General features: G+C 51.6%; 13 protein-coding genes (1 of these 13 cut by a window edge). 8 read left to right on the top strand and 5 right to left on the bottom strand.

Annotated features, from left to right (window positions below; genetic code table 11):
* From GZZ87_RS08765 to GZZ87_RS08780, 4 genes are all read right to left on the bottom strand, one after another.
* Positions 1–769, bottom strand: the 5' portion of a protein-coding gene (locus GZZ87_RS08765; protein ID WP_162027858.1) for an alpha-L-glutamate ligase-like protein. 197 nt of this gene lie to the left of the window's left edge; only the first 769 of its 966 coding nucleotides appear in the window; its start codon is at positions 767–769; its stop codon lies off the left edge, out of view.
* Complete coding sequence (locus GZZ87_RS08770) at positions 766–2,325, bottom strand: inactive transglutaminase family protein (protein WP_162027859.1); 1,560 nt, start codon at positions 2,323–2,325, stop codon at positions 766–768. Before GZZ87_RS08770 ends, GZZ87_RS08765 begins: the two co-directional genes overlap by 4 nt.
* Complete coding sequence (locus GZZ87_RS08775; RefSeq protein ID WP_162027860.1) at positions 2,325–2,939, bottom strand: RimK/LysX family protein; 615 nt, start codon at positions 2,937–2,939, stop codon at positions 2,325–2,327. Before GZZ87_RS08775 ends, GZZ87_RS08770 begins: the two co-directional genes overlap by 1 nt.
* Positions 2,940–3,056: 117 nt before the next feature.
* Positions 3,057–3,827 carry a phosphatase PAP2 family protein gene (locus GZZ87_RS08780; protein ID WP_162027861.1) on the bottom strand — a complete coding sequence of 257 codons (771 nt, stop codon included), beginning with the start codon at positions 3,825–3,827 and terminating at the stop codon, positions 3,057–3,059.
* Positions 3,828–4,133: 306 nt separating this feature from the next.
* On the opposite strand from GZZ87_RS08780, the gene GZZ87_RS08785 reads away from it, so the two are divergent.
* From GZZ87_RS08785 to GZZ87_RS08820, 8 genes are all read left to right on the top strand, one after another.
* Entirely contained in the window at positions 4,134–4,961 is an 828-nt protein-coding gene (locus tag GZZ87_RS08785) for an HAD-IIB family hydrolase (RefSeq protein WP_162027862.1), read from the top strand.
* Between the two features lie 48 nt (positions 4,962–5,009).
* Positions 5,010–7,997, top strand: a complete 2,988-nt coding sequence (locus tag GZZ87_RS19745) for an alpha-amylase family glycosyl hydrolase (protein WP_244648193.1) — start codon at positions 5,010–5,012, stop codon at positions 7,995–7,997.
* Between the two features lie 303 nt (positions 7,998–8,300).
* Complete coding sequence (locus tag GZZ87_RS08795) at positions 8,301–10,043, top strand: NirA family protein (protein WP_162027863.1); 1,743 nt, start codon at positions 8,301–8,303, stop codon at positions 10,041–10,043.
* Positions 10,044–10,076: 33 nt separating this feature from the next.
* The gene (locus GZZ87_RS08800) at positions 10,077–11,672 is read left to right on the top strand and encodes a DmsC/YnfH family molybdoenzyme membrane anchor subunit (protein WP_162027864.1); all 1,596 of its coding nucleotides are present in this window, start codon (positions 10,077–10,079) and stop codon (positions 11,670–11,672) included.
* Entirely contained in the window at positions 11,669–13,924 is a 2,256-nt protein-coding gene (locus GZZ87_RS08805; protein WP_162027865.1) for a nitrate reductase, read from the top strand. Before GZZ87_RS08800 ends, GZZ87_RS08805 begins: the two co-directional genes overlap by 4 nt.
* An 11-nt stretch (positions 13,925–13,935) precedes the next feature.
* On the top strand, positions 13,936–15,669 hold the full coding sequence (locus GZZ87_RS08810; protein WP_244648192.1) for a flavodoxin domain-containing protein: 1,734 nt from the start codon (positions 13,936–13,938) through the stop codon (positions 15,667–15,669).
* Positions 15,670–16,004: 335 nt separating this feature from the next.
* Entirely contained in the window at positions 16,005–17,480 is a 1,476-nt protein-coding gene (locus tag GZZ87_RS08815) for a NarK family nitrate/nitrite MFS transporter (RefSeq protein ID WP_162027866.1), read from the top strand.
* A gap of 284 nt (positions 17,481–17,764) precedes the next feature.
* The gene (locus GZZ87_RS08820; RefSeq protein ID WP_162027867.1) at positions 17,765–19,498 is read left to right on the top strand and encodes a bifunctional protein-serine/threonine kinase/phosphatase; all 1,734 of its coding nucleotides are present in this window, start codon (positions 17,765–17,767) and stop codon (positions 19,496–19,498) included.
* A gap of 128 nt (positions 19,499–19,626) precedes the next feature.
* On the opposite strand, the gene GZZ87_RS08825 is transcribed toward GZZ87_RS08820, so the two are convergent.
* The gene (locus GZZ87_RS08825; RefSeq protein ID WP_162027868.1) at positions 19,627–21,939 is read right to left on the bottom strand and encodes a VIT domain-containing protein; all 2,313 of its coding nucleotides are present in this window, start codon (positions 21,937–21,939) and stop codon (positions 19,627–19,629) included.
* Between the last annotated feature and the right edge of the window lie 156 nt (positions 21,940–22,095).

Raw genomic sequence — 22,095 nt, forward strand, 5'->3', positions numbered from 1 at the left:
CGAGGTAGCCCATTTCACTCATTTCGTAGCATTGTGAGGAGAGTAGGATGAGCTTGTTCCATTGGGGGACCACGAGTTCTTTGAGCGCGCGGCCGGTATCAGGGTGCTTGTCGATGGGGCGCCCGTGCTGCACGGCGCTGAGGGCTTTGCCGGTGACGAGGTCGATGCCCACGCCGACGGCGCCTTGGTGTAAGTTCGCTTTGCCGTCGGAGGCTTCGGTTGAGAGACGTATCATGGCCATAACTGGATAGCCGAGGAACATGACGACGCGCACGTCGGGCACACCCTGGTAGGAGAAACCGTCAAATGCGTCACTGAATTGGATCGCATATTCGATCATGGCCTTGTCGTTACGACCGCCGAGGCTGTAGAGTCCGCTGAGCGTGTTACTTACATGGCGCTGCAGGTCGTGCAGTGTGAGTTTATCGCCGTTGGGCTTGAGGAAGTAGTCACCTTCGCGCCCCAGAATGACTAGGATGCCTTTGCCTGCGCTGCCTTGGCTGGGTTTTATGACGAAGCTGTTGTGCCCTTCAAGCATCTTGCCCAGTAGCTTAACCTGTGATTGATACTGCACGGTGCCATAGAGCTCGGGCACGTTGAGGCCGAACTCGTTTGCGAGTATTTTTGTCTCTAGCTTGTCGTCGACGCGTGGATACAGTGCGCGCGGGTTATAGCGGGCAATGTATTCGCCATTTCGCTTATTCATCCCGGCGATGCCTAGCTTGCGCAAGTCGCTTGGGCGGCACCATTGGAAGAGATTCTCGATCACGCTGCTCCCTCCTTGTTATCTTTCACCATCGGTGCGAAACGCATGAGCTCGGAGAGGCGGTAGCCGGAGTATTGGCCAAGTGCGAGGATGACGGCGAGTGCGACGAGGAGTAGCTCAGGGAAGACGAAGACTAAGTAGCGTAAGGTCGGGTTGCCCATAGCGGCATAGGCCATGATGGCGACGACGAGGCTGCCGAGTGTTTGAATCCCGACTTCCTTGGGGCCGTCTTCTTCCCAGAGCACGGATAGGCGTTCTACCGTCCATGACAGAATGATGGTGGGGAAGAGCGTCACGGACTGCATGATTTGTAAGTCGAACTTGCCCCCGACTATACCAAAGCCGACCATGATGCCGATGACCACAACGACCACGGCGGAAATGCGTGGCACGAGTAGAAGGTCGAGTTTCGATAGATAGGCGCGCATGGTGAGTCCCGCGCTCACGACGATGACGAACAGAATGAGGCCTGGGCCGAGGTCGGTGCGAAGGAAGGCCATCGCCAACAGGATCGGCATGAACGTGCCTGTGGTGCGGATGCCAATTATATTACGCATGATCACTACGATCAGCGCACCGAATGGAATTGTGAGTAATAGTCGGTAGGAGTCCTGTTGCTCAATGGAGAGGGAAGTGAGAGAGAAGTCGGTGATACTGTTTTCGCGTTGGCGAGAGGCTTGTTCGAGCACGAAGCTGGCGGGGAGCGATTGCTTCACGACAGAGAACTCGACTTTAGCATTATTGCCGCCTTCGATTTCGATCAAAGAGGGGCCGCCGCGTTGCCAAGCCAGAGCATTCTCAATTTTAACAGGCTTGGGGTTGCCCCAAACAAAGGCATATAGCTTGTCTTCATCAAATAAGATGACCATAGGCTCGAGCGCCTGCTTAGTTGAGGTTTCTGCAAGCAGTAACGCGCGAATGAAATGAGATTCGTAGCCGCCAAAGATGATTAGTGTGTTGAGCAAGTGCGCGCGTTGTAGGTCTGTTGGTGCGGAGGCGATGAGTGTCTGGGCGTTTTGATTGCTCTCGTTGTCGAGCATTTGTATCAACTGTCCGGCGAAGGTTTCCGCATCGGCAGAGTGTTGTTTGGCTTTGGTGATGAGTTCTTGGGCTGCGAGGCCCAGTTGCCCTTCGCTATATTTCTCGGATGGGTTCACTTCTGGGGCGTGCAGCTCAACATCTTCGGCTCTGCCTTTTTGATAGACGTCGATGCGGTAATACAGCTCCTGCCTCCCTGTTGCTTGACCCTTGGACCAAATGACGGAGCGGTAGAAGCCTGCGATCTTTGGATCATTGCCGGCGGGGATGAATCCGTAGTCATGTGAGGAGCCTGTTTCTTCGAGTATGCCGAAGCGGGCTTGTTCGCCAGGGACGGCTAGACTGACTTTGACGGGATCGCCGGTGGCTTGGAAGGTCACCTTTGCTTCGATCGTCCAGATTGGAATCTGTTGCTTCGGAATCAGTGGATACCCTACCTGAAAGTGTTTCGTCAGCATGACGCCGATCCCGACGGCCGCCAAAATAAAGATAAGAATGCGAAGTTGAACTTTAGAATTCATTATTTGGCTTGGCTCTTAGCGATGGATTGTTGAGTTGGCTTTGGAAGGGTGTAACTCAGACTGACATCGACGACGGCTATGCCGCGAAGTAGGTTGCGGCCGACAAGCATCGGATAGCTGTAGTTTGAGCGATCAGCTAGGCTGAACTCAAAGAGTCGCGTGTCGTCGCCGAGTTGCACTTTCAGCATGACGACGTAGCGACTCGCGGATTTAGATCCGTGTTGCTTGATCTCAACGACACGCACGACTTTTTCGATGCGTTTGATGCGTTCGTTCGTGTCGAAATTGACGAGGTTAAATTTTACCCATTTCTCGCCGTCGCGCTCAATATGGGTGATGTCTTCTGCGTGGATAGAGCATGTGGTGGCGCCTGTGTCTATTCGAGCATCGTAGGCATATTCTGCTTCGTGCACGTAGAGGCGCTCGGCCTCGCCGATTGTGAGCAGCTCTTCGGCTGCAGGGTCTGGTGCCTGTTGCGGGGTCTGCTTTGGCTGAGTGGTCGGTGCTTCCTGTGTAGCTAGGGGCGCTACTGTTTCCTTTGTGGATGGACTTTCTTTTGGCGCTGAAACGCAGGACGCTAGTGTCAGGTTGAGGAGCAATAAGTATTTAAGCATGCGATTGTGCGATTGTTGTCTCATTATAGCCGCGATTGAAGAGGTCTAGCTTGCGATGGCAAGGCTAGGGCTAACTTTGTTTTTTTTGCGTAGTCTCCCGGATGTAGCTGTTAGTAGTTAATAACGGAAGCTTAAGCCAAGTGTCTGCTCTTCGGCTCCTAGGTTGGCTTCGATTTGCACATCGCCATCTTCGGGGAGGCCAAAGATGACATCATTGATGAAAATTGCGGTGAAGCGGCCGAGTGCTGCGCCGAACATGACGTCGCCTAGGTGATGGCGGTCGGCTTCGACGCGAGACCACGCCACTCCAGAGGCGAGGGCGAGGTTACCATATTGAGCCATCCTGAGTTTGCCTTGGCTCATGTTTGAGTGCTGCAGGTTGTAATTATTGAGTGTGGCGGCGGCAAAAGCGTTGCTGGTGTGTCCTGAGGGGAAGCTCTTGTCGTTGTCTCCGTCTGGGCGCTCGCGTTTGACGGTTTCTTTGAGCACGCCAGTCGTGGCGCTGGTTGCTAGAAGTGCGGAGCCTTGCCCTATGAATTTTTGATAGGGTTGATATTGTGGGTCGTCGATCAATAGCGACGTGGCGAGCCATTCGAGCTCGAGTGCTCCGTCGAGGTAGTCGCTCCAATCGTCCGCGGCGCTTTCACTGCCGAATATCGGGGTGTTATCTGATGCCCAGTCTGAGATGTCTTCGTCGTAGTCGGTCGCCATGAGTGCGCCGGATCCTAATGCGCCAACAATGACGACGGGGTCTTTTATCGCACGGCTGAAGGCTGCGGGTGCACGGTCCCAGCTAAACATTTTTGTTTTGGGTTTCGAGCTGTGGCAGCCGCTAAGGAGTATGGCTGCGGTAGAGATAAGTGCGAGGGAAGCTAGGCGTGTGTGCATGTGAGTGTATGGGATTGAGTCGTGACGTGTGGCTTTAATGGGATCGCGCTAACTAGGGTTCAATTTCATTTTTATTTGAAAGGGTGTAAGGCTGCCTGTTAGAAGGAGTTTGGCTGTGTTTTTGTTTATTGGCATAGGATGTGCTAGGGACTATGCATGTATTATATTCAGCATATATTGAAATCGGCGCTATGGGCGAGTTTTGCACGGTTGGCGCTGTGTATCGATGCATTGAGTGGGGCGTATTGCTTGCCTGCTCGGCTGGCAGCAGTCAGTTGTGTTGAGTCATAATTATACAATAGAGTAATGTGTGCTAAAAAAATGATGGTAGTGACGGACTTGGATGGTTCGTTACTAGATGACCACTATTCTTGGGCGGCTGCTGCGCCAGCTTTGAAGCGCTTGAGGGCCTTGAAGGTGCCGCTGGTGCTGAATTCGAGTAAAACGCTATCGGAAATGCGTGAGCTAGCAAATTCATTGGGGACGATGGCTCCTTTGGTCGCGGAAAACGGTGGTTTGCTTGTTGTTCATGAGGATGCTGGCTTACTCAATAAAGATGACGCCTTGGTGCGTTCGGGGCGATATTTGATCGAGGTTAACGGCTTGTCGCGTGATGAGATCTTAGCGCAGGCGCATGCCTTGCGGGAGAAATTCGAATATCAATTTTCTGGCTTTGCGGACTGGTCGGCAGAGCAGGTGTGCGAGCATACGGGGCTGGAGCTTGGTATGGCTGAGCGCTCATTGGAGCGGCATGCCACAGAGCCGATCCTCTGGCGGGATACGTCAGAGCGTTTAGTTGAGTTTACCGAGGCATTAGCTAAGGAGGATATTCGTATCTTGCGAGGTGGGCGTTTCTTACACTTGATGGGTATGGCGGATAAGGCGGATGGTATGAATGCTGCCTTGAATTTATATAAAAAGCAGAAGCCTAACACCGAGTGGTTGGTTGTGGCTGTCGGTGATAGCGCGAACGATTTAGCGATGCTAGAAGCTGCTGATATTGCGGTAGTCATTCCACATGAGGATGGGCCGCATATCCAACCAAAGGCAGCGCGTGTGATATATGCCACTGCGCCATCCGCTGTCGGGTGGAATGAGGCAATTTTAACGATTATTAAAGAAGCGGTCAGATAATCTGGGCTCCTTCGATCGAACTTTTATAGAATAACTATTTTTAGAATTATGGGTGACTTTCATCAACACGGACAAATTACAACATTGCATCAGCTGAACAAGCGACCTCTTGAAAAGCTGGAGGCTGATCTAATGGAGTTTAAAAAGCGCCGCCCAATGGGGCTGGTGTTGCCATCGCTTTATTCGGAGCTGCAGGGGCCTGCGCTCTCCTCGATTGTTGATCAAATTGCGCAGGTTCCATATTTGGATCAAGTCGTGGTTGGCTTGGATCGTGCAAATCAAGAGGAGTATCAGCATGCGCTGGAGTTTTTTAGTCGCTTGCCGCAGCAGCCAGAGGTTCTTTGGAATGATGGGCCGCGCTTGCGCAAGATCGATGCATTGCTGAAGGAAAAAGGTTTGGCGCCTAAGGAAATGGGTAAAGGGCGTAACGTTTGGTATATGTTCGGCTACGTTTTAGCGGCGGGGAAGGCGGAGGCGGTTGCGCTGCATGACTGCGATATTACGACGTATGATCGCGAAATGCTGGCGCGCTTGATCTATCCTGTGGCTAATCCAAGCTTCAGTTATAAGTTCTGTAAGGGGTTCTATGCACGAGTTGCAGGGAATTCGATGAATGGCCGTGTGTGTCGTTTGTTGGTGACTCCTCTGTTGCGTGCGCTGCGTAAGGTTTGTGGACCGAATGATTATTTAGAGTATTTGGATAGTTTTCGTTATCCGCTAGCTGGTGAATTCTCGATGCAGCGCGATGTGATTGAGGATATTCGTATTCCATCGGATTGGGGCCTTGAAATGGGTGTGCTGTCTGAAATGCAGCGTAACTATGCGACGAACCAGATCTGCCAGGTAGATATTGCAGATACCTATGATCATAAGCATCAGGATCTGTCTTTGGAGGATCGTTCTCGTGGGTTGTCAAAAATGAGCTGTGATATTACCAAGTCTCTGTATCGCAAGATGGCGACGCAGGGTGAGGTGTTCTCTGCTGAGCGTATTCGCACGATTAAGGCTGCGTATTACCGTATCGCATTGGACTTGGTGGAGAGCTATCATAATGATGCTCAGATTAATGGTTTGAGTTATGATCGCCACACTGAGGGGTCAGCGGTTGAAGTGTTTGCTGAAAATATCATGCAAGCAGGGGTGGACTTTTTAAATCCTGAGAATTCGATGGATGTGCCGTTTATGCCTAGTTGGAAACGTGTCATTTCTGCTGTGCCAGATATTCTCGATCAGCTTGTGCAGGCAGTGGAGGATGATCGTCAGGAGTTTGGCCAAGGTGCGGTGCTGAATCCAGCGTTGCACCCGAAGGCGCAGCGTGTGCGTCAGCGCGTAGCGCTGCACGTAGAGGAGATCTATGGCGCAGAGGACACAGAGTCGATTACGGACAAGTTATTTGAAGCGGCGAATATGTCCGAGCAATCTTCGGCGATTGCTGCGGGCACGAGTAAGTGGGATCAGTCAGATGTGATGATGATCACATATGGTGATTCTATTCTTCAGGAGGGTAAAGCGCCCTTGCAGAGCTTGCATCATTTCTTACGACGTGAGCTGAAAAATACGATCAGCGGGGTGCATATTCTTCCGTTCAATCCGTATAGTTCGGACGATGGCTTTTCGGTGATCGACTACCTCGCTGTGAATAAAGAGTTGGGGCACTGGGGCGATATTGAAGCAATTGGGAAAGACTTTAATTTGATGGCTGATCTGGTGATCAATCATTGTTCCAGTGAGTCACTGTGGTTTAAGAATTTCCTAGAAGATCGTGAGCCAGGTCGAGGATACTTCGTCGAAGGCGATAACTATCCCGATATTACTAAAGTGATTCGGCCGCGCAGTTCACCGTTGTTGACTTCGGTGAAAACGGTGAAGGGCAAGAAAGAAGTATGGTGCACGTTTAGCCCAGATCAGGTTGATTTAGATTTTAGTAACCCTGAGGTGTTGCTAGAGATTGTTCGTGTGATTCGTGAATATGTGAATCGTGGTATTCGGTTTTTCCGCTTAGATGCGATTGCATTTTTATGGAAGAAGTCGGGCACTAGTTGCGTGCATTTACCGCAGACGCATGAGCTGATTAAATTACTGCGTTTGGTGATTGAGAATTTGGAACCTACGGCTGTGGTCATTACTGAGACGAATGTGCCCAATCGTGAGAACTTGAGTTACTTTGGTAACGATAATGAGGCGCATTTAATTTACAACTTCTCGTTGCCGCCGCTGTTGGTGCACGCCTTGTTGAGCGGTAATAGTAAGCATTTAAAAGTGTGGATGATGTCGATGCCTCCAGCGCGTCGTGGTCGAGCCTATTTGAACTTTATCGCATCGCATGATGGTATTGGTCTGCGGCCTGCAGAAGGGTTGTTGAGTGAAACCGAGTTAGATGGCTTGGTTGATGTGTTGCGTGATTCCGGTGGTGAAATATCGATGCGTCAGGCGCCGGGCGGAGGCCTGAAGCCGTATGAAGCGAATATCTCGTTGTATAGTGCGATGGCGCGCACGATTGGTGGTGAGGCTGACGGCTTGCAAATGGCTCGCTTCCTCTGTGCTCACACCGTGATGCTTGCGCTCGAAGGATTGCCTGCCGTGTATATTCACAGTATGCTTGGCACTGAAAATGATCGTGCTGGCGTGGCTCTAACGGGGCGTGCGCGTAGTATTAATCGCCATCGTTGGGACGCGGAGCGGTTGCAGGAGACTTTGGTAGATACACAGGCACATAATGGAGCTGTGTTTGCCGAGATGAAGCGTTTGATTCAGATTCGCCGTGACCAAGAAGCATTTCATCCGAATGCGACGCAATATACGCTCCACTTTGGTAATCAGATCTTTGCGTTCTGGCGTGAGAGTTTGAATCGTGATCAGAGTATCTTTGCTTTGCACAATATGTCGGATCAGCCGCAGACGATTCCATTGGTTGAGTTGAATTTGATCGCGACCGAGTTATGGACTGATTTGCTCAGTGGCACATCCTATGATGATTTAGAGGGCACTATTGAGTTGCCGCCTTACGGTTGCGTATGGATCAGTAACCGCAGCTAAAATGAACCGTGCGTCGGACCCTCAGGGGTTCGTCGTCCAGTCAGCTTCGCGGCGGAGCGCCGGCAATCGCTTCCTGTTCTTGCTGTCGGTTAAGCGTTTCTTTTGATCGCTAAACAGCGTTGAGGTTCGTCGCGAATTGGCACTGTCAATGTGTTTTGTGTAATCATCCGCGTGCGAGTCCCTCTCGTTCAGTTGTTTAGGTGTTTGGATTAGAAATATTCATGCATTTGATGAAATGGTCGAATTGTATTAATTCAAGCATTTGCAGATCTTGGCATGGCAGTGGCTAAATGTTGGTTCAACATGACCGCAACATTTGATTCAGCACAAAAACAATACCTCGAAGGCTTCTTCTCTGGTGTTAACCAGCGTGGAGGTATGCCTTTTCTCGGGCAGAATACTGACGGGCAATTTACCGACAATCCGGCTGAATCTGTTGAGTATGCGGTGTATGGCACGCCGGTCGACGAGCTTTGTAAGGAGGAGTTAATTAAGCATGAGCGTAATGGTCTAGACGTCTGGGATCAGATGTTTGCCAATGCCGAGGCGAATCAATTTCCCGAGGCTGACGACATGTTTCGCTACAAGTTTCACGGCTTGTTTCATGTGAAGCCTGCGCAGGACTCTTTTATGTTACGCACCCGTGTGGCTGGTTGTGCGCTCTCATCGCATCAATTTGCGGGCTTGGCGGACATTGCTGAAGACTTTGGAGGTGGTTACCTCGACCTGACGACTCGCGGGAATACGCAGGTGCGCGAGATCCTACCGAAGGACACGATCGCAACATTGACGTCGCTCGACGAACTTGGTCTCACCGCAAAGGGCTCTGGTGCAGACAATTTACGTAATGTCACAGCAAGTCCAACCAGTGGCTTCGACCCTGAAGAGGTGTTAGATGTTTTGCCATATGCACGCTCGATGCATCATTACATTTTGAATAACCGAGATCTGTATGGTCTGCCTCGTAAATTCAATATTTCATTTGATAATGGTGGGCGTGTGTCAGTCTGTGCAGATACCAACGACATTGCTTTCTACGCAGTTCGTGTTGGCGAAGGGAAGGGCGTTGAGCCGGGTGTATATTTTCGGGTTCAGCTCTGTGGCATTACAGGACATAAGCAATTTGCATCGGATTGTGGTATTTTGATCAAGCCCTCGCAAGCGGTGCCATTGGCTGCCGCGATGATTCGTGTGTTCATTGAGAATGGAGATCGCACCAATCGTAAGAAGTCGCGGTTGAAGTATTTGGTGGATAACTGGGGGCAAGCGAAGTTCCTGTCTGAAACGGAGAAGAAGATTACTTTTGAACTGCCACGTATTGCGTTGGATCAATGTGAACCGAGAGGCGCGACCATGCAACATGGCCATATTGGTGTGTATGATGAAAAGGAATCGGGTTTCAATTATATTGGCGTCGTCGTTCCGGTCGGTCGTATGATGCCTCGGCAAGTGCGAGCGATTGCAAAGTTAGCGGATACGTATGGTCGTGGGGATATTCGTCTGACGGCCTGGCAGAATTTAATTATCCCAGGTATCAAAGATGCCGACGTCGAGGCGGTGAAAGCCGCCATCCTTGAGATGGGCTTTCATTACAAAGCGACCACTGTTTCCGGTGGGTTGATTGCATGCACTGGTAGTGCGGGTTGTAAGTTTGCTGCGAGTAATACGAAGAGCCATGCGGTGCAGCTTGCTAAATATTTAGAGTCTGAGATCGAACTGGATCAGCCGATTAACATTCACCTGACTGGTTGTCATCACTCGTGCGCGCAGCACTACATCGGCGATATTGGCCTGATTGGTGCGAAGGTTAAGATCGATGGTGAGAGCGTCGAAGGGTATAGCGTTGTGCTCGGTGGCGGTGTCGATGAGCGCCAAGCGATTGCACACGAAGTCTTTTCAGGGACTGCGTTTGATGATTTGAAGCCACTGCTGTTGAACGTGCTGAAGACCTATCAAACGAAGCGTTTGAAGCAGGAGACATTCTTCGCCTTCAGTCGTCGTCATACTGCTGAAGAGTTGCGTGAACTGTTCGCCGTCGCCGCTTAGTTCGCGATTACGATTAAGATTTAAAAAACAATCATGCCTACAGGACTTACAGTAGAAGATTCACCGATTGAAATGCTTTTAAAGGAGCAGGGGACTTTACAGACGCCTGTGAGCACTTTTTCTGCAAAGCATGAGAATGCTACGATTGCACCTGAGCAGGCGCAGTTCTATAAGCAGTTGATCCCGCTATCGAAGCCTAGTGCAGGCGAGCAGTATGCCTTTAAAGTCGATCTTGATCGTTGCACCGGTTGCAAGGGCTGCGTGTCTGCATGTCATAGTCTGAATGGTCTAGATGATCATGAGACATGGCGTGATGTAGGGACGATTCACGGAGATCTTAAAGGTGCGTCATATACGCAAACTGTGACGACTGCTTGTCACCATTGTGCGGATCCTGCCTGTTTGAACGGATGCCCAGTGTTGGCATACGAGAAAGATCCTGAGACGGGCATTGTTCGGCACTTAGATGATCAATGCATTGGCTGTCAGTATTGTGCGTTGAAGTGCCCTTATGATGTGCCGAAGTATTCTAAGAGCCTCGGCATCGTGCGTAAGTGTGATATGTGCCATAGTCGTCTGGCCGAAGGCGAAGCGCCTGCGTGTGTGCAAGCATGCCCGACGGAAGCGATAAGTATCACGATTGTGAATACGCAGGCAGTGATGGATGCATCGAGCTCGGGGGCAAAATTCTTGCCGACTGCGCCGGCTCCGGATTACACCGCTCCGACTACGCAGTATGTGACCGAGCGAGAAATTCCAGAAAATGTGGTAGCGGGCGATCGCTATGCGCTACACCCCGAGCATGCGCATTTTCCTCTAGTTGTGATGCTGGTGCTGACGCAGCTGTCCGCAGGGCTCTATATCTTTGCACTTATTTCGAGTGATGCTGCTATTACGCATTCTGCGCGATTGATTGCCTTCGTTGCGATGGGGATTGGCCTTGCTGCTTCGACTTCGCACCTTGGGCGGCCACTTGGCGCATGGCGCGCCTTCCTCGGGTTGAAGCGATCTTGGTTAAGCCGTGAAATTGTGGTGTTTGGCGCTTTTTCTGGTGTTGCCGGAGCGTATACTGCAGTGGGATTTTTCGACGCGATCCCTGAGTCGGTAGAATTCGTCTTAGGTATTAGCACTGTGGTGAGTGGTTTACTCGGTGTTTTTTGCTCGGTGATGATTTACCATGATACACAGCGACCGTTTTGGGATTTTCCAGTCAGCTACGGTAAGTTTTTCGGCACCACCTTGATGCTCTCCTTATCCGCTTTCTTGATGGTGACGTCGATCGTGGGGCAAGGTGCTCTTCCGTTACTCGGAGTGATTGCACTAATCGTCTTCTCTTTGATGAAGTTAGTTCTGGAGGCGACTCAGCTACGTGCTGCATCTCAGTCTGAGATGGCGCCTGCTAAAAAGTCGGCCTTGCTCATGTTGAAGCCTCTGAAGCGGATCACGCGCGCTCGTTACTGTTTCGGTGCGCTAGGCATCTTGAGCTTCTCTGCCGCTGCGCTCGGAGCCTTACCTGTTGCACTTTCAATTCTTGGCTTCAGTAGTTTGCTTGTGGGCGAATTGCTTGAGCGTGTTCTCTTCTTCAAGGCGGTTGCCGCTCCAAAAATGCCGGGGGCATACACATCATGAGTCCTGTGAATCTGATCAAAGACCAAATGCGAGTTCGTTGCCACGATGGCGTATTGACGGAGCGCCTCGTGCAAGCCCCAGCAGCGTATGGCCTGGGGCGTGTGCCTGAAGTGGTGAAACCGGATGCGACCGTCGACAGTGTGTGCGGCTATTGTGGCACGGGTTGCTCTTTGAAGGTGCACTTGCGTGATGGGGCTGCTGTGAATCTGAGCGGAAATACTAGCTATCCAGTCAATATGGGCATGGCTTGTCCAAAGGGCTGGGAGGCACTTACCCCGCTATCTGCCAAAGACCGTGCAACGACTCCGATGCTGCGTGGCGCGGATGGCAAACTGGCGGCAGCGTCATGGGAGGAGGCGATGGGGGCATTTGTCGGTAAGTTTAAAGGCATCCAAGCTGAGCATGGCGACGCCTCGGTGGCCTTTCTCAGCACTGGACAAATCGTAACCGAAGAGATGGCTTTCCTTGGCTCACTTGCGAAGTTCGGAATGGGCGTGGTGCATGGCGATGGGAACACGCGTCAATGTATGGCCACTGCAGTGGTAGCGTATAAGCAATCTTTTGGTTTCGATTCGCCGCCTTATACGTATCAAGATTTTGAGGAGTCGGACGTGTTGATTTTTGTAGGTGCGAACCCATGCATTGCGCACCCGATTATGTGGCAGCGTGTGATGCGCAATCAGCGCAACCCAGAGATCATCGTGGTCGATCCGCGCAAAACGGAAACGGCGATGGCTGCGACGCGTCATCTGCCACTTGCACCGAAGTCTGACCTCGCCCTGTTTTATGGATTGGCCAATCGAGTGATAGAGTTGGGCATGATTGATCAAGCGTTTCTGGATGCACACACGAATGACTTTGATGCGTTTAAAGTATTTCTCGCTGACTATAGCCTAGAGCATGCCGCCGAAATGAGTGGTTTGCCATACGACGAATTGGACTCACTGGCTCGTTTGATTGGTTCTGGTAAACGCGTGTCGTTCTGGTGGACGATGGGGGTGAATCAAAGTTATGAAGGCGTGCGTTTAGCGCAGTCGATGATTAACCTCGCGTTGATGACGGGGAATATCGGCAAGCCTGGAACGGGTGCGAATTCGATTACTGGTCAGTGCAATGCGATGGGGTCACGACTATTTAGTAACACCACAAGTTTGTTGGGTGGGAGGGCTTTTGAAAAGGACGAGGATCGCCAAACTGTTTCCGATCTAACCGGTATACCAGTTGAGCGTATTCCGAGTGAGCCGAGTTATGCCTACGATCAAATCATCGATGCCATTGAGCGCGGCGAGATCAAAGGGCTATGGATGGTTGCGACCAACTCTGCGCATTCATGGATCAATCAAAAGCGCTTTCGCAAGATTCGTGAGAAGCTCGATTTCCTAGTGGTGCAGGATATGTATCATACGACGGAGTCGGCTGAGATTGCAGACCTTGTGCTTCCTGCAGCGGGTTGGGGCGAGAAGGATGGCGTGTTTATTAATTCTGAGCGCCGTATCGGGCGCATTCGCAAAGTGCGTAAGGCACCAGGGGAGGCCTTATCAGACTTCAATATCTTTCGTTTGATTTCTCACTATTGGGGCTGCGGTGAATTGTTTGCCGAGTGGTCGTCGCCCGAAGCAGTCTTTCAAATTTTGAAGCGCCTCAGTGAAGGGAAGCCTTGCGACATCACTGGTATCGAAGATTACGATCATCTAGACCGTGAAGGGGGCATTCAATGGCCTGCGCCTGCGGCGAGTGATGCGGCTTCGCCGAGTGGTAGTGAGAGTGAGGGTGCGCCTGCGGCGAGTGCGGGTGAAATCGTTAGGCAACGCCGCCTGTTTGAAGACGGGAAGTTCTACCATGCAGATGGTCGGGCAAAGTTTCTCTTCGAGGCTCCACGCTCGATGCCTGAACCGCCGAATGCGGACTATCCTTTCATCTTGCTGACTGGTCGTGGCACTTCCTCCCAATGGCACACTCAGACGCGCACGAGTAAGTCAGATGTCTTGCGCAAGTTGTATCCGCAGGATGCATACGTAGAAATCAATCCGATTGATGCCGATCGTTTGGGGATTGCGCCCGATGATTTGATCACTGTGTCGTCACGACGTGGCGAAGTCCAAGTGAAGGCGGTGTTGCTCGCTAGTGTGCAGCAAGGGCAACTCTTTATGCCAATGCACTATACAACAACGAATCAGCTCACTGCCGATGCCTTTGATCCTTATTCACGCCAACCTTCTAGTAAGGCCTGTGCGGTGAACGTAACTAAGTAATTTTAAATAACATGACAGCTCCCTTTATTCCAGAAACAGCGCCCTTTAGTGAGGATCAACGCGCATGGCTCAATGGCTTTCTCGCCGGTATGTATTCCTCAGACAGTCATGCGGGCGGTGCGCCAGCGGTAGCCGCTACGCCTGTGACTATCTTATTCGGTTCGCAGACCGGCACCTCCGAGACGCTTTCTAAGAAAGCTGCAAAGCAGCTGAAGGCGGCGAATTGCGCACCGACCATTCTCGATATGGGTGATTGCTCAGTCGATGATTTGAAAGATGTGCAGAATCTGCTGATTATTACCAGCACGTATGGTGAGGGTGAGCCCCCTGACAATGCACAGTCACTGCACACTGCATTGATGGCAGATTCTGCACCGTCGCTCGAAGGTGTGCAGTATTCGGTGCTTGGTTTAGGAGATTCCTCATATGCCGATTTTTGCCAATGCAGTAAAGAGTTCGATGCACGTCTCGAAGCTCTGGGCGCGAAGCGCTGTGCGGATATGGTTGAGTGCGATGGTGATGCCGATGAGCCATTTGCTCAATGGATTGCTGCGGTGACTCCAGTGTTAGGCGAAGCGGGTGCAGCACCTGTTGACGCTGGAGATGACGAGGAGGGCAGTGATGAGCCTGAATTCACCAAGAAGAATCCATTCGCCGCAACATTGCTCAAGACCGAGAATTTGAATAAGGAAGGTTCGTCCAAACAGACGCACCATATCGAGATTTCTTTGGAAGGTTCAGGGATTGATTACGAAGTCGGTGACGCCTTAGGTGTTTGGCCTGAGAACAATGCACACCTTGTGGATGAAATTATTGCTGCAGCGGGTTTTGAGCCAGATGAGTTAACGCCTTTGCCTCACGATCCAGATGCGCAACTCTTCGAAGCGCTTCGCTTTCACTATGATGTGAGTGTCTTGACCGAGCCGTTCTTGATCGCATGTGCACGATTGACGAAGCACCCAGAGCTCAAGGAGATTGTAGCTGACGAAGCAAAGCGTAAGGCTTACATCGCTGGCCGAGGCTTAGTCGATCCGATCGTTGATTTCGAAGTGAAATTTCCAACGACTGAATATTTGGTTGCACCGCTCAAGCAGCTGAGCCCGCGCCTTTATTCGATTTCTTCCAGCCCGAAGGCGCATCCAGGCGAAGTGCATCTGACTGTGGGTAAAGTGACGTATGATACACATGGCCGTAAGCGACAAGGGGTGTGCTCGACGTATCTGTCGGATCATCAGTTGGATCGTCCTGTTAAAGTTTACATGCATTCGAACAAGGCTTTCCGCCTGAGTGAGAATGATGATGCACCCGCCATCATGATTGGGCCTGGGACAGGCATCGCGCCGTTCCGTGCGTTCCTCGAGGAGCGCGAAGCGCGTGGTGCCAAGGGAAAAAACTGGTTGCTGTTCGGAGATCAGCACCAAGCGACTGATTTTCTTTACGAAGATCAGATCACAGACTGGATGAAAAGTGGACTGCTGACGCGTTTTGATACCGCGTTCTCACGCGACCAAGCGGAGAAGATTTACGTGCAGAATCGAATCGTTGAGCATGCGGAGGAATTTTACGCATGGCTCGAAGAGGGGGGCGCTATTTACATCTGTGGCGATGCTAGCCGTATGGCGAAGGATGTGGATGCCGCGATTCACAAAGCCGTTGAGGTCGCTGGAGGTAAGTCCGAAGACGAAGCGAAGGCTTACGTCGAAGCACTGAAGAAGGCGAAGCGCTACCTGCGGGACGTGTATTAGAGCGTCATGTTATGGCATCAGCCGCATCTGGTTGTGCGAAATACCTGCTTTCTGTTAGCGCTGGCTTAGGCCAGCGCTACTTTTTTGCACATCGTGTATAAATTTGATACTAGGTCTGTTGATGATCTGGAGGTGTCGATTTGCTCGTATACGCTGTAATTCGGTGAACTAGAGGGAGATCTTGTTGGTATTAATGATATTCATGCATAACTCTAGAAATTATAAAGGTGTTAATGCATGCATTTGGCACAGTTGGCATGGTGTTGGCTAAGACAGGTTTCTAAGGGTGGCATTGCTCCACCAGCGAATAATTACTTAGAAAATCCTTATAGTTAATGAGCCAGACTAAATTCAACATCTTCAACTTGAAGAATCCTAGCATGCGAACGCTCCACTTTTCGTGGGTCGCGTTCTTTATTACCTTCGTTGTGTGGTTTAACCATGCACCGATGGTGTCGGCTATTACGGAGGCCTTTGGTCTGACTAAGCTGCAGTGGAAATCGATTTTGATCCTGAATGTGGCGCTGACGATTCCATCGCGTATCGTGATTGGCATGTTGGTCGATCGCTTTGGGCCGCGTGCGACATATAGTTCGCTGCTGATGGCTTCGGGCGTGTTGTGCACCTTTTTCGCTTTGGCTCAGTCGTATGAGCAGTTGGCGTTGGCTCGTTTTCTGATGGGCTTTGTGGGGGCAGGTTTTGTGATCGGTATTCGTATGGTGGGGGAGTGGTTCCCTGCGCGTCAGGTCGGTGTGGCCGAAGGTATCTACGGTGGTTGGGGCAACTTCGGTTCTGCTGCCGCTGCGATGGGGCTTCCGACACTTGCAATGCTGTTTGGCGGAGAAAACGGCTGGCGCTACGCGCTCTTAGCAACTGCTGCCGTCGCATTCATCTACGGCTTTATCTACTATCGCTCGGTGCGTAATACCCCAGAAGGCGCGACTTACTTTAAGCCAAAGAAGACTGGGGGGCTCGAAGTGACGAGTCGTCGTGATTTCTACTTCTTGATCTTTATGAATATTCCGATGTTCATTGCCTTAGCTGTTCTTACCTGGCGCTTGTCTTCGGGTGGTGTTGGTCTTCTGACGAATACGATGGCCACTGTCATCTACGCTGGCTTAGTGGCATTGTTTATCTTTCAAGTGAGTCAGATCTACCGTGTGAATAAGGATATGCTCAAAGACCCTGAGTCGATTCCGGAGATGCACCGCTACCCGTTCAGCCAGGTGGCGATCTTGAATGTGAACTATTTTGTGACCTTTGGCTCGGAGCTCGCAGTGGTTTCGATGCTACCGTTCTTCTTCATGAGCACCTTTGAGTTGTCTCCTGTGACGGCTGGTTTCCTCGCCTCTGGTTTCGCGTTTATGAATTTGGTCGCACGTCCGGCGGGTGGCTTAATCAGTGATAAATTCGGTCGTCGTATGACGATGATTATTTTCATCCTCGGGCTGGCTGTCGGTTACTTCATGCTTTCGCAAGTTTCGAGCGCTTGGCTACTTCCAGTTGCAGTCGCTGCGACGATGTGCTGCTCGTTCTTCGTGCAGGCAGGTGAGGGCGCGGTGTTTGCTTTGGTGCCATTGATCCAACGACGCATGACCGGACAAATTGCTGGTATGACGGGTGCCTATGGTAATGTCGGTGCAGTCTGCTTCTTGACGGTCTATTCATTCGTGGATGCTTCGACTTTCTTCATGGTGATTGCGGCATCGTCACTTGCTGCCTTCGGCGCTTCGATGTTCTTGCGTGAACCTGCGGGGCATACGGCAGAAGTGATGCCGGATGGCTCTGTGCAGCTGATTGAGGTCACTTAAACTGTTTCGTGTTATACTCACGCGCATCAAATATTGTGACTTTGTCAAATCGAAGAATCTGGCTTAGGGGTGCTGCTTGTGGCACCCGCGAAGGCAGCTAAAGTTTAACAACTTCCGTTGCGTGTGGCCTTTGCGCGGTCTTCGCAAGCAAAGCCCCTACAGCAAGATAGCAAAATAGTATGAATGCACTTTTCACAAATCATGATGCGCGTGAATATATATTAGTATTGTTGGCTGCGCCTTACGCATTTGCGTAAGGCGCAGTTTTTGTTATGAGCAAGGGTATGCATATTAAAGGGGAGCTGCGGGTGCGCTATGGGCAAGCCACGTCTGCGGGTGTAAAGCCGCAGAACGAGGATTGCTTGGGCATTCAGATCCCCGATGGCGACTTGCTCACGACGAAAGGGCTCGTTGTGGTCGTTGCGGATGGCGTCTCTGCGGCAGAGGCGGGCAAAGAAGCGAGCGAGTTCTGCGTGAAGAGTTTTATTAACGACTATTTCAGCACGCCTGAGACGTGGGAGGTGAAGACCGCGGCGCACCGTGTGTTGGTGTCTCTGAATCGCTGGTTGTTTAGCAAAGGGCAGAGCCTAGCTGACGAGCGTCGTGGCTACGTTGCTGCGATGAGTGCGCTAATCCTAAAGGCACGCTCTGCGCATATCTTCCACGTGGGAGATACACGGATCTATCGCTTTAGAGATGGAGCTTTGGAGCCTTTGACGCAGGATCATCATACGTGGGTGTCTTCGGAAACGTGCTACCTGAGCCGGGCGATGGGGATGGGGATCAATCTCGATATTGATTATCGCAAGACTGTTATCGAGCCGGGTGATGTCTTGTTTTTCTCGACCGATGGGGTGCATGAGCATTTGAAGAACAGCGATATCTCGGCACTGTTGGCAGATCCGGATGTTGAACCTGACGCCGCCTGTCAGCAACTGATCGATCTGGCATTGGCGAATGGTAGCCGCGATAATTTAAGCTGCCAGATTCTACGAGTGGAGAGTCTTCCTGATGCGAACTCGAACGATATTTACGATGCGCTGAGTCGTTTGCCCTTTCCGCCGGCGTTGAAAGTTGGGATGAGCCTCGACGGGTATCAGGTCGAGGCGGTGTTACACGAAAGCTCGCGTAGCCAACTTTACCAAGTGCGTGATAAAGAAACTGGCGAGCGCATGGCGATGAAGACGCCTTCGGTTAATTTTAGTGATGATGCCGCCTATATTGAACGCTTCATTATGGAAGAATGGATCGGTCGCCGTATTGCGAATCAACATATTGTCCGGACGGTCGAGCAAGCTCGGCCTCCGCAGTGCCTCTACTATTTAATGGAGAATGTGGAGGGGAAGACCTTAAAGCAGTGGATGACTGAGAATCCGAGTCCAGAAATTGGTATCGTGGTCGATATTGTGCGGCAAATAGTGGATGGCTTGCGTGCTCTGCATCGGCGCGAGACATTGCACCAAGATTTAAAGCCTGATAATATCATGATTCAATCCGATGGGGTGGTGAAGATCATCGATTTAGGATCGGCCTATATCGCTGGTATTCATGAGACCAGTGTGCCGTTTGAGCGTGAGCAGAATTTAGGCACGATGAAGTATTCAGCACCTGAATACAAGTTGGGGCGTAGGCCTTCGACGCGTTCGGATCAATTCTCACTCGCGATGATTGCATACGAGTTGTTCACAGGTGGGCAGGGCAGTCCATACGGAGAGAAGTTTGCTGCTGCCCATACGTTACGTGATTTTAGCGCGCTTGGCTATCAGCCTGCGGCGCGCACTAACCCGCTCGTTCCTGGGTGGGTGGATGGCGCATTGAAAAAGGCGCTTAGTTTAAATTCGGAGCTGCGCTATGAAGTGCTATCGGAATTCGTTGTGGATTTGAAACAGCCGAATCCACAGTTTTTAGAATCTGGAAATATGCCTTTGATTCAACGCGATCCGCTCCGTTTTTGGAAGGGCTTGTCTGCGGTGCTCGGTGCGATGGTCGTGGTGTTGCTATTTCTATTGATGAAGTAGGGCTGCTGCTTGTGGCACCCGCGAGCGTTTGGCGTGTTCCGAAACTTCGTGTGCTTTTGGCCTATGCGCGGTCTTCGCAAGCAAAGCCCCTACGTTGGATTGTTCATTACGATGAATCTAATCTCCATTTATGAGCGTCGTGGTCTGCGCTGCACGAGACGATAGCCGAGTGTGCAAATGCCTAGGATGAGTGCGTAGTGCCTTGCTTCGGGCACGGTGGGTGTGTGGCTAGGGTCGCCCGCCTCTAGGTCGTTTTCTTTATACTGGCGGTCAGTCTCCAATACGACGGCTCCGCTGATCTGTGTGACTAAGTAAGCCTCTGCTGCTTTGTCTGCGAGTTCTGCGATTTTAGATTTGAAGCGTGCGGCACCTAGGCGTGCTTGTTGGCTGTAGGTGCGCTCTGCGAGTGTGCGCGTTTGGTTCGCTAACCAGGCACGATATGCATGGCTGGAGCCTCGGGGTGCGGTGGCGCTGCTTTCTGCTGGTTCAAATGTGATGGTTGGATTCTGGAGATTGCCATCTGTATCGAGTTGCAGTGTGTTGCAGTAGGAGAGGGGTGCGAGTTCGTAGAGCGCATTGTAGTCGCGAGAGGTCAGGCATGCGACGATGTCTAGGTGAAGCTCTCTACGCTCGAAGAGCTGACGGATCTTTTCGGTGCCACTGAGCTGGATTGGTTGAGGACCGCTGAACCAGAAGAGCGTTTGAGGTGTTTCAGCGCTTGCGGAGGGGAGCAGTGCGCGAATGGCTTCGGTGAGTGCGGGCACATTGTCCTGCCCACCGACGAAGTCTTGCTGTTGTATCCATTTAGCGCAGGCCTTGCCATTGCCTTGGAAGGTTCGCACCTCGTCACTGGCGAAGTATAGCTGCAGCGTGCCGTTGTAGTGGCTTGCCCATTTTGCGATACTGTTCTTGTGGTCGCGCATGGCGCGTGAACCATCGATGACAATGGCGTTCGGTGCTGCTACCGACTCGTTGTTCGGCAGCTTAGTGGTGAATGTGATCGTTTCGTTTGGGTGGGTTGGGTGTGTGCTAGTGAAGCTGGGAAGGAGCGGGTGTGCTGTTGCCTGAATCGTGCTTCGGGTGGAGTGGAGCTGACGCATGGTCATGTCTTCGGCCGCACGGCTGAGCACGCCACCGCTTGTCTTTTCTTCATACCAGACGGAGTGTTTGAGTTGGTCCGAGATCGTGAAATTTTCTGCGACGATGGTGGGGTAGCGGTAAGCGAGTGTGGTGTGGCTGTCGGCTTCGAGCGGAAAGCTGATGCCAATGCGAACCTTCATCTTCCCGCCATCGGGCTGGATTGGGAAACACTGTGCCAGTAGGAGATCTGGGCCAGCCCAATTCACCAGGATGGGATCGCGTCGTTGGCGCACCGCCACGCTTTGATATGCGGCACGCACTTTGGCTTTACTGCCAAAGGCGGCTTCGCGTGGTTCGCCATTCACCCATAGTGTGACTCGGGAGGCGACGCCGCCTGTGGGGATTGAAATGAGCATGCGTGCTTCATGTTGCTGCCATTCATCATCGTTACGGAAGACCATCGTCCATTCGACATAGCCAGTGCCGAGCTCAGGTTCGAGGATTCCATCGAGCCTGGATTCTTCGAGGTGGATATCGTCGATGCGTTGACCGACATGTTCGCCGCCGAGATCGCGGTCGTTGGTGCGTCCACGCATGGCGAAGAATTCTTGTTCTTTGCGATTGGCATTAAAGGACTCACCAGTGACGCGATAATAGAGTTGGCGTGCTTCTTCGGTGCTGACCGCGTTGCGCGAGCCGCCCCAGAAAAAGACATCTTCGGATTGCTGGTAGCAGGCATTGAGTAGTGCTTTTTCGCTGCCAAAGGTGCGAAGCAGTCGTATGGCGGCATGATCCTCTTTGGTGCCGACGCGCCCATACTGTGCGATGCCGTAATCGGTGATGATGCGTGGGATTGAGCCGCAGCATAGCAAGGTGATGCCGAGGAGGAAGCCCACTGCTAAGTGGCGTAGTCCGATTGGCCATTGTTCCGCGACTCGGTGTTTCATTTCCTTACGGATGCGATACGCGCAAAGTAGGGAGATGAGCGGGGAGAGTGGAAGGAATCCGAGGCCGTAAAAGGCGACACCGATCGCGGCGAAGGGTGCGATCGGTAAATAGACAATCGCATAGACACTGGTAATGCCGAGGCAGAGACTGTTGAGGTGGAGATCCCATTTGCGTATCGGTTGCTTGCGGAAGCAGCGAATGGCGTTGAGCGCGATGATGATGGGAGTCATACCGATCAGTATGGCATGGTAAAGATTCGGAATGGGGTTGATGTAGATATTGTCGCTTAGCCCTGTAACGATCTCAAAGCCGAGGGCGAAGGCCGGAAGGAGTGTGCCGAAGATTAGATAGAGAATGAACCGACCTGTTGAAAAGGGCAGTGTTTGTGGCTGCGAGTGTTCTGAAGTATCCATAGTAAGGTTTAATTTTTCCGCCTGGAGTATTGTTTTGAGTAACGTAATTAGGCTGTGGGATACAACAGTAGGCGACTTGTGTGAAGTTTGTGTGAAGTCGTAATGTGATTTGTGTGAGATCGTCCTGGAGGTGGTTGATTTGTATTTACGTAATAA

It is taken from the genome of Lentimonas sp. CC4 (genome assembly GCF_902728235.1).
In the GTDB taxonomy this organism is placed as follows: Bacteria; Verrucomicrobiota; Verrucomicrobiia; order Opitutales; family Coraliomargaritaceae; genus Lentimonas.

What these genes read in the sequence shown, in the direction of transcription:
- GZZ87_RS08770 (WP_162027859.1), bottom strand. Translation starts at nt 2,325, where the DNA reads ATGAATTCTAAAGTTCAACTTCGCATTCTTATCTTTATTTTGGCGGCC.
- GZZ87_RS08775 (WP_162027860.1), bottom strand. Translation starts at nt 2,939, where the DNA reads ATGCTTAAATACTTATTGCTCCTCAACCTGACACTAGCGTCCTGCGTT.
- GZZ87_RS08780 (WP_162027861.1), bottom strand. Translation starts at nt 3,827, where the DNA reads ATGCACACACGCCTAGCTTCCCTCGCACTTATCTCTACCGCAGCCATA.
- GZZ87_RS08785 (WP_162027862.1), top strand. Translation starts at nt 4,134, where the DNA reads ATGTGTGCTAAAAAAATGATGGTAGTGACGGACTTGGATGGTTCGTTA.
- GZZ87_RS19745 (WP_244648193.1), top strand. Translation starts at nt 5,010, where the DNA reads ATGGGTGACTTTCATCAACACGGACAAATTACAACATTGCATCAGCTG.
- GZZ87_RS08795 (WP_162027863.1), top strand. Translation starts at nt 8,301, where the DNA reads ATGACCGCAACATTTGATTCAGCACAAAAACAATACCTCGAAGGCTTC.
- GZZ87_RS08800 (WP_162027864.1), top strand. Translation starts at nt 10,077, where the DNA reads ATGCCTACAGGACTTACAGTAGAAGATTCACCGATTGAAATGCTTTTA.
- GZZ87_RS08805 (WP_162027865.1), top strand. Translation starts at nt 11,669, where the DNA reads ATGAGTCCTGTGAATCTGATCAAAGACCAAATGCGAGTTCGTTGCCAC.
- GZZ87_RS08810 (WP_244648192.1), top strand. Translation starts at nt 13,936, where the DNA reads ATGACAGCTCCCTTTATTCCAGAAACAGCGCCCTTTAGTGAGGATCAA.
- GZZ87_RS08815 (WP_162027866.1), top strand. Translation starts at nt 16,005, where the DNA reads ATGAGCCAGACTAAATTCAACATCTTCAACTTGAAGAATCCTAGCATG.
- GZZ87_RS08820 (WP_162027867.1), top strand. Translation starts at nt 17,765, where the DNA reads ATGCATATTAAAGGGGAGCTGCGGGTGCGCTATGGGCAAGCCACGTCT.
- GZZ87_RS08825 (WP_162027868.1), bottom strand. Translation starts at nt 21,939, where the DNA reads ATGGATACTTCAGAACACTCGCAGCCACAAACACTGCCCTTTTCAACA.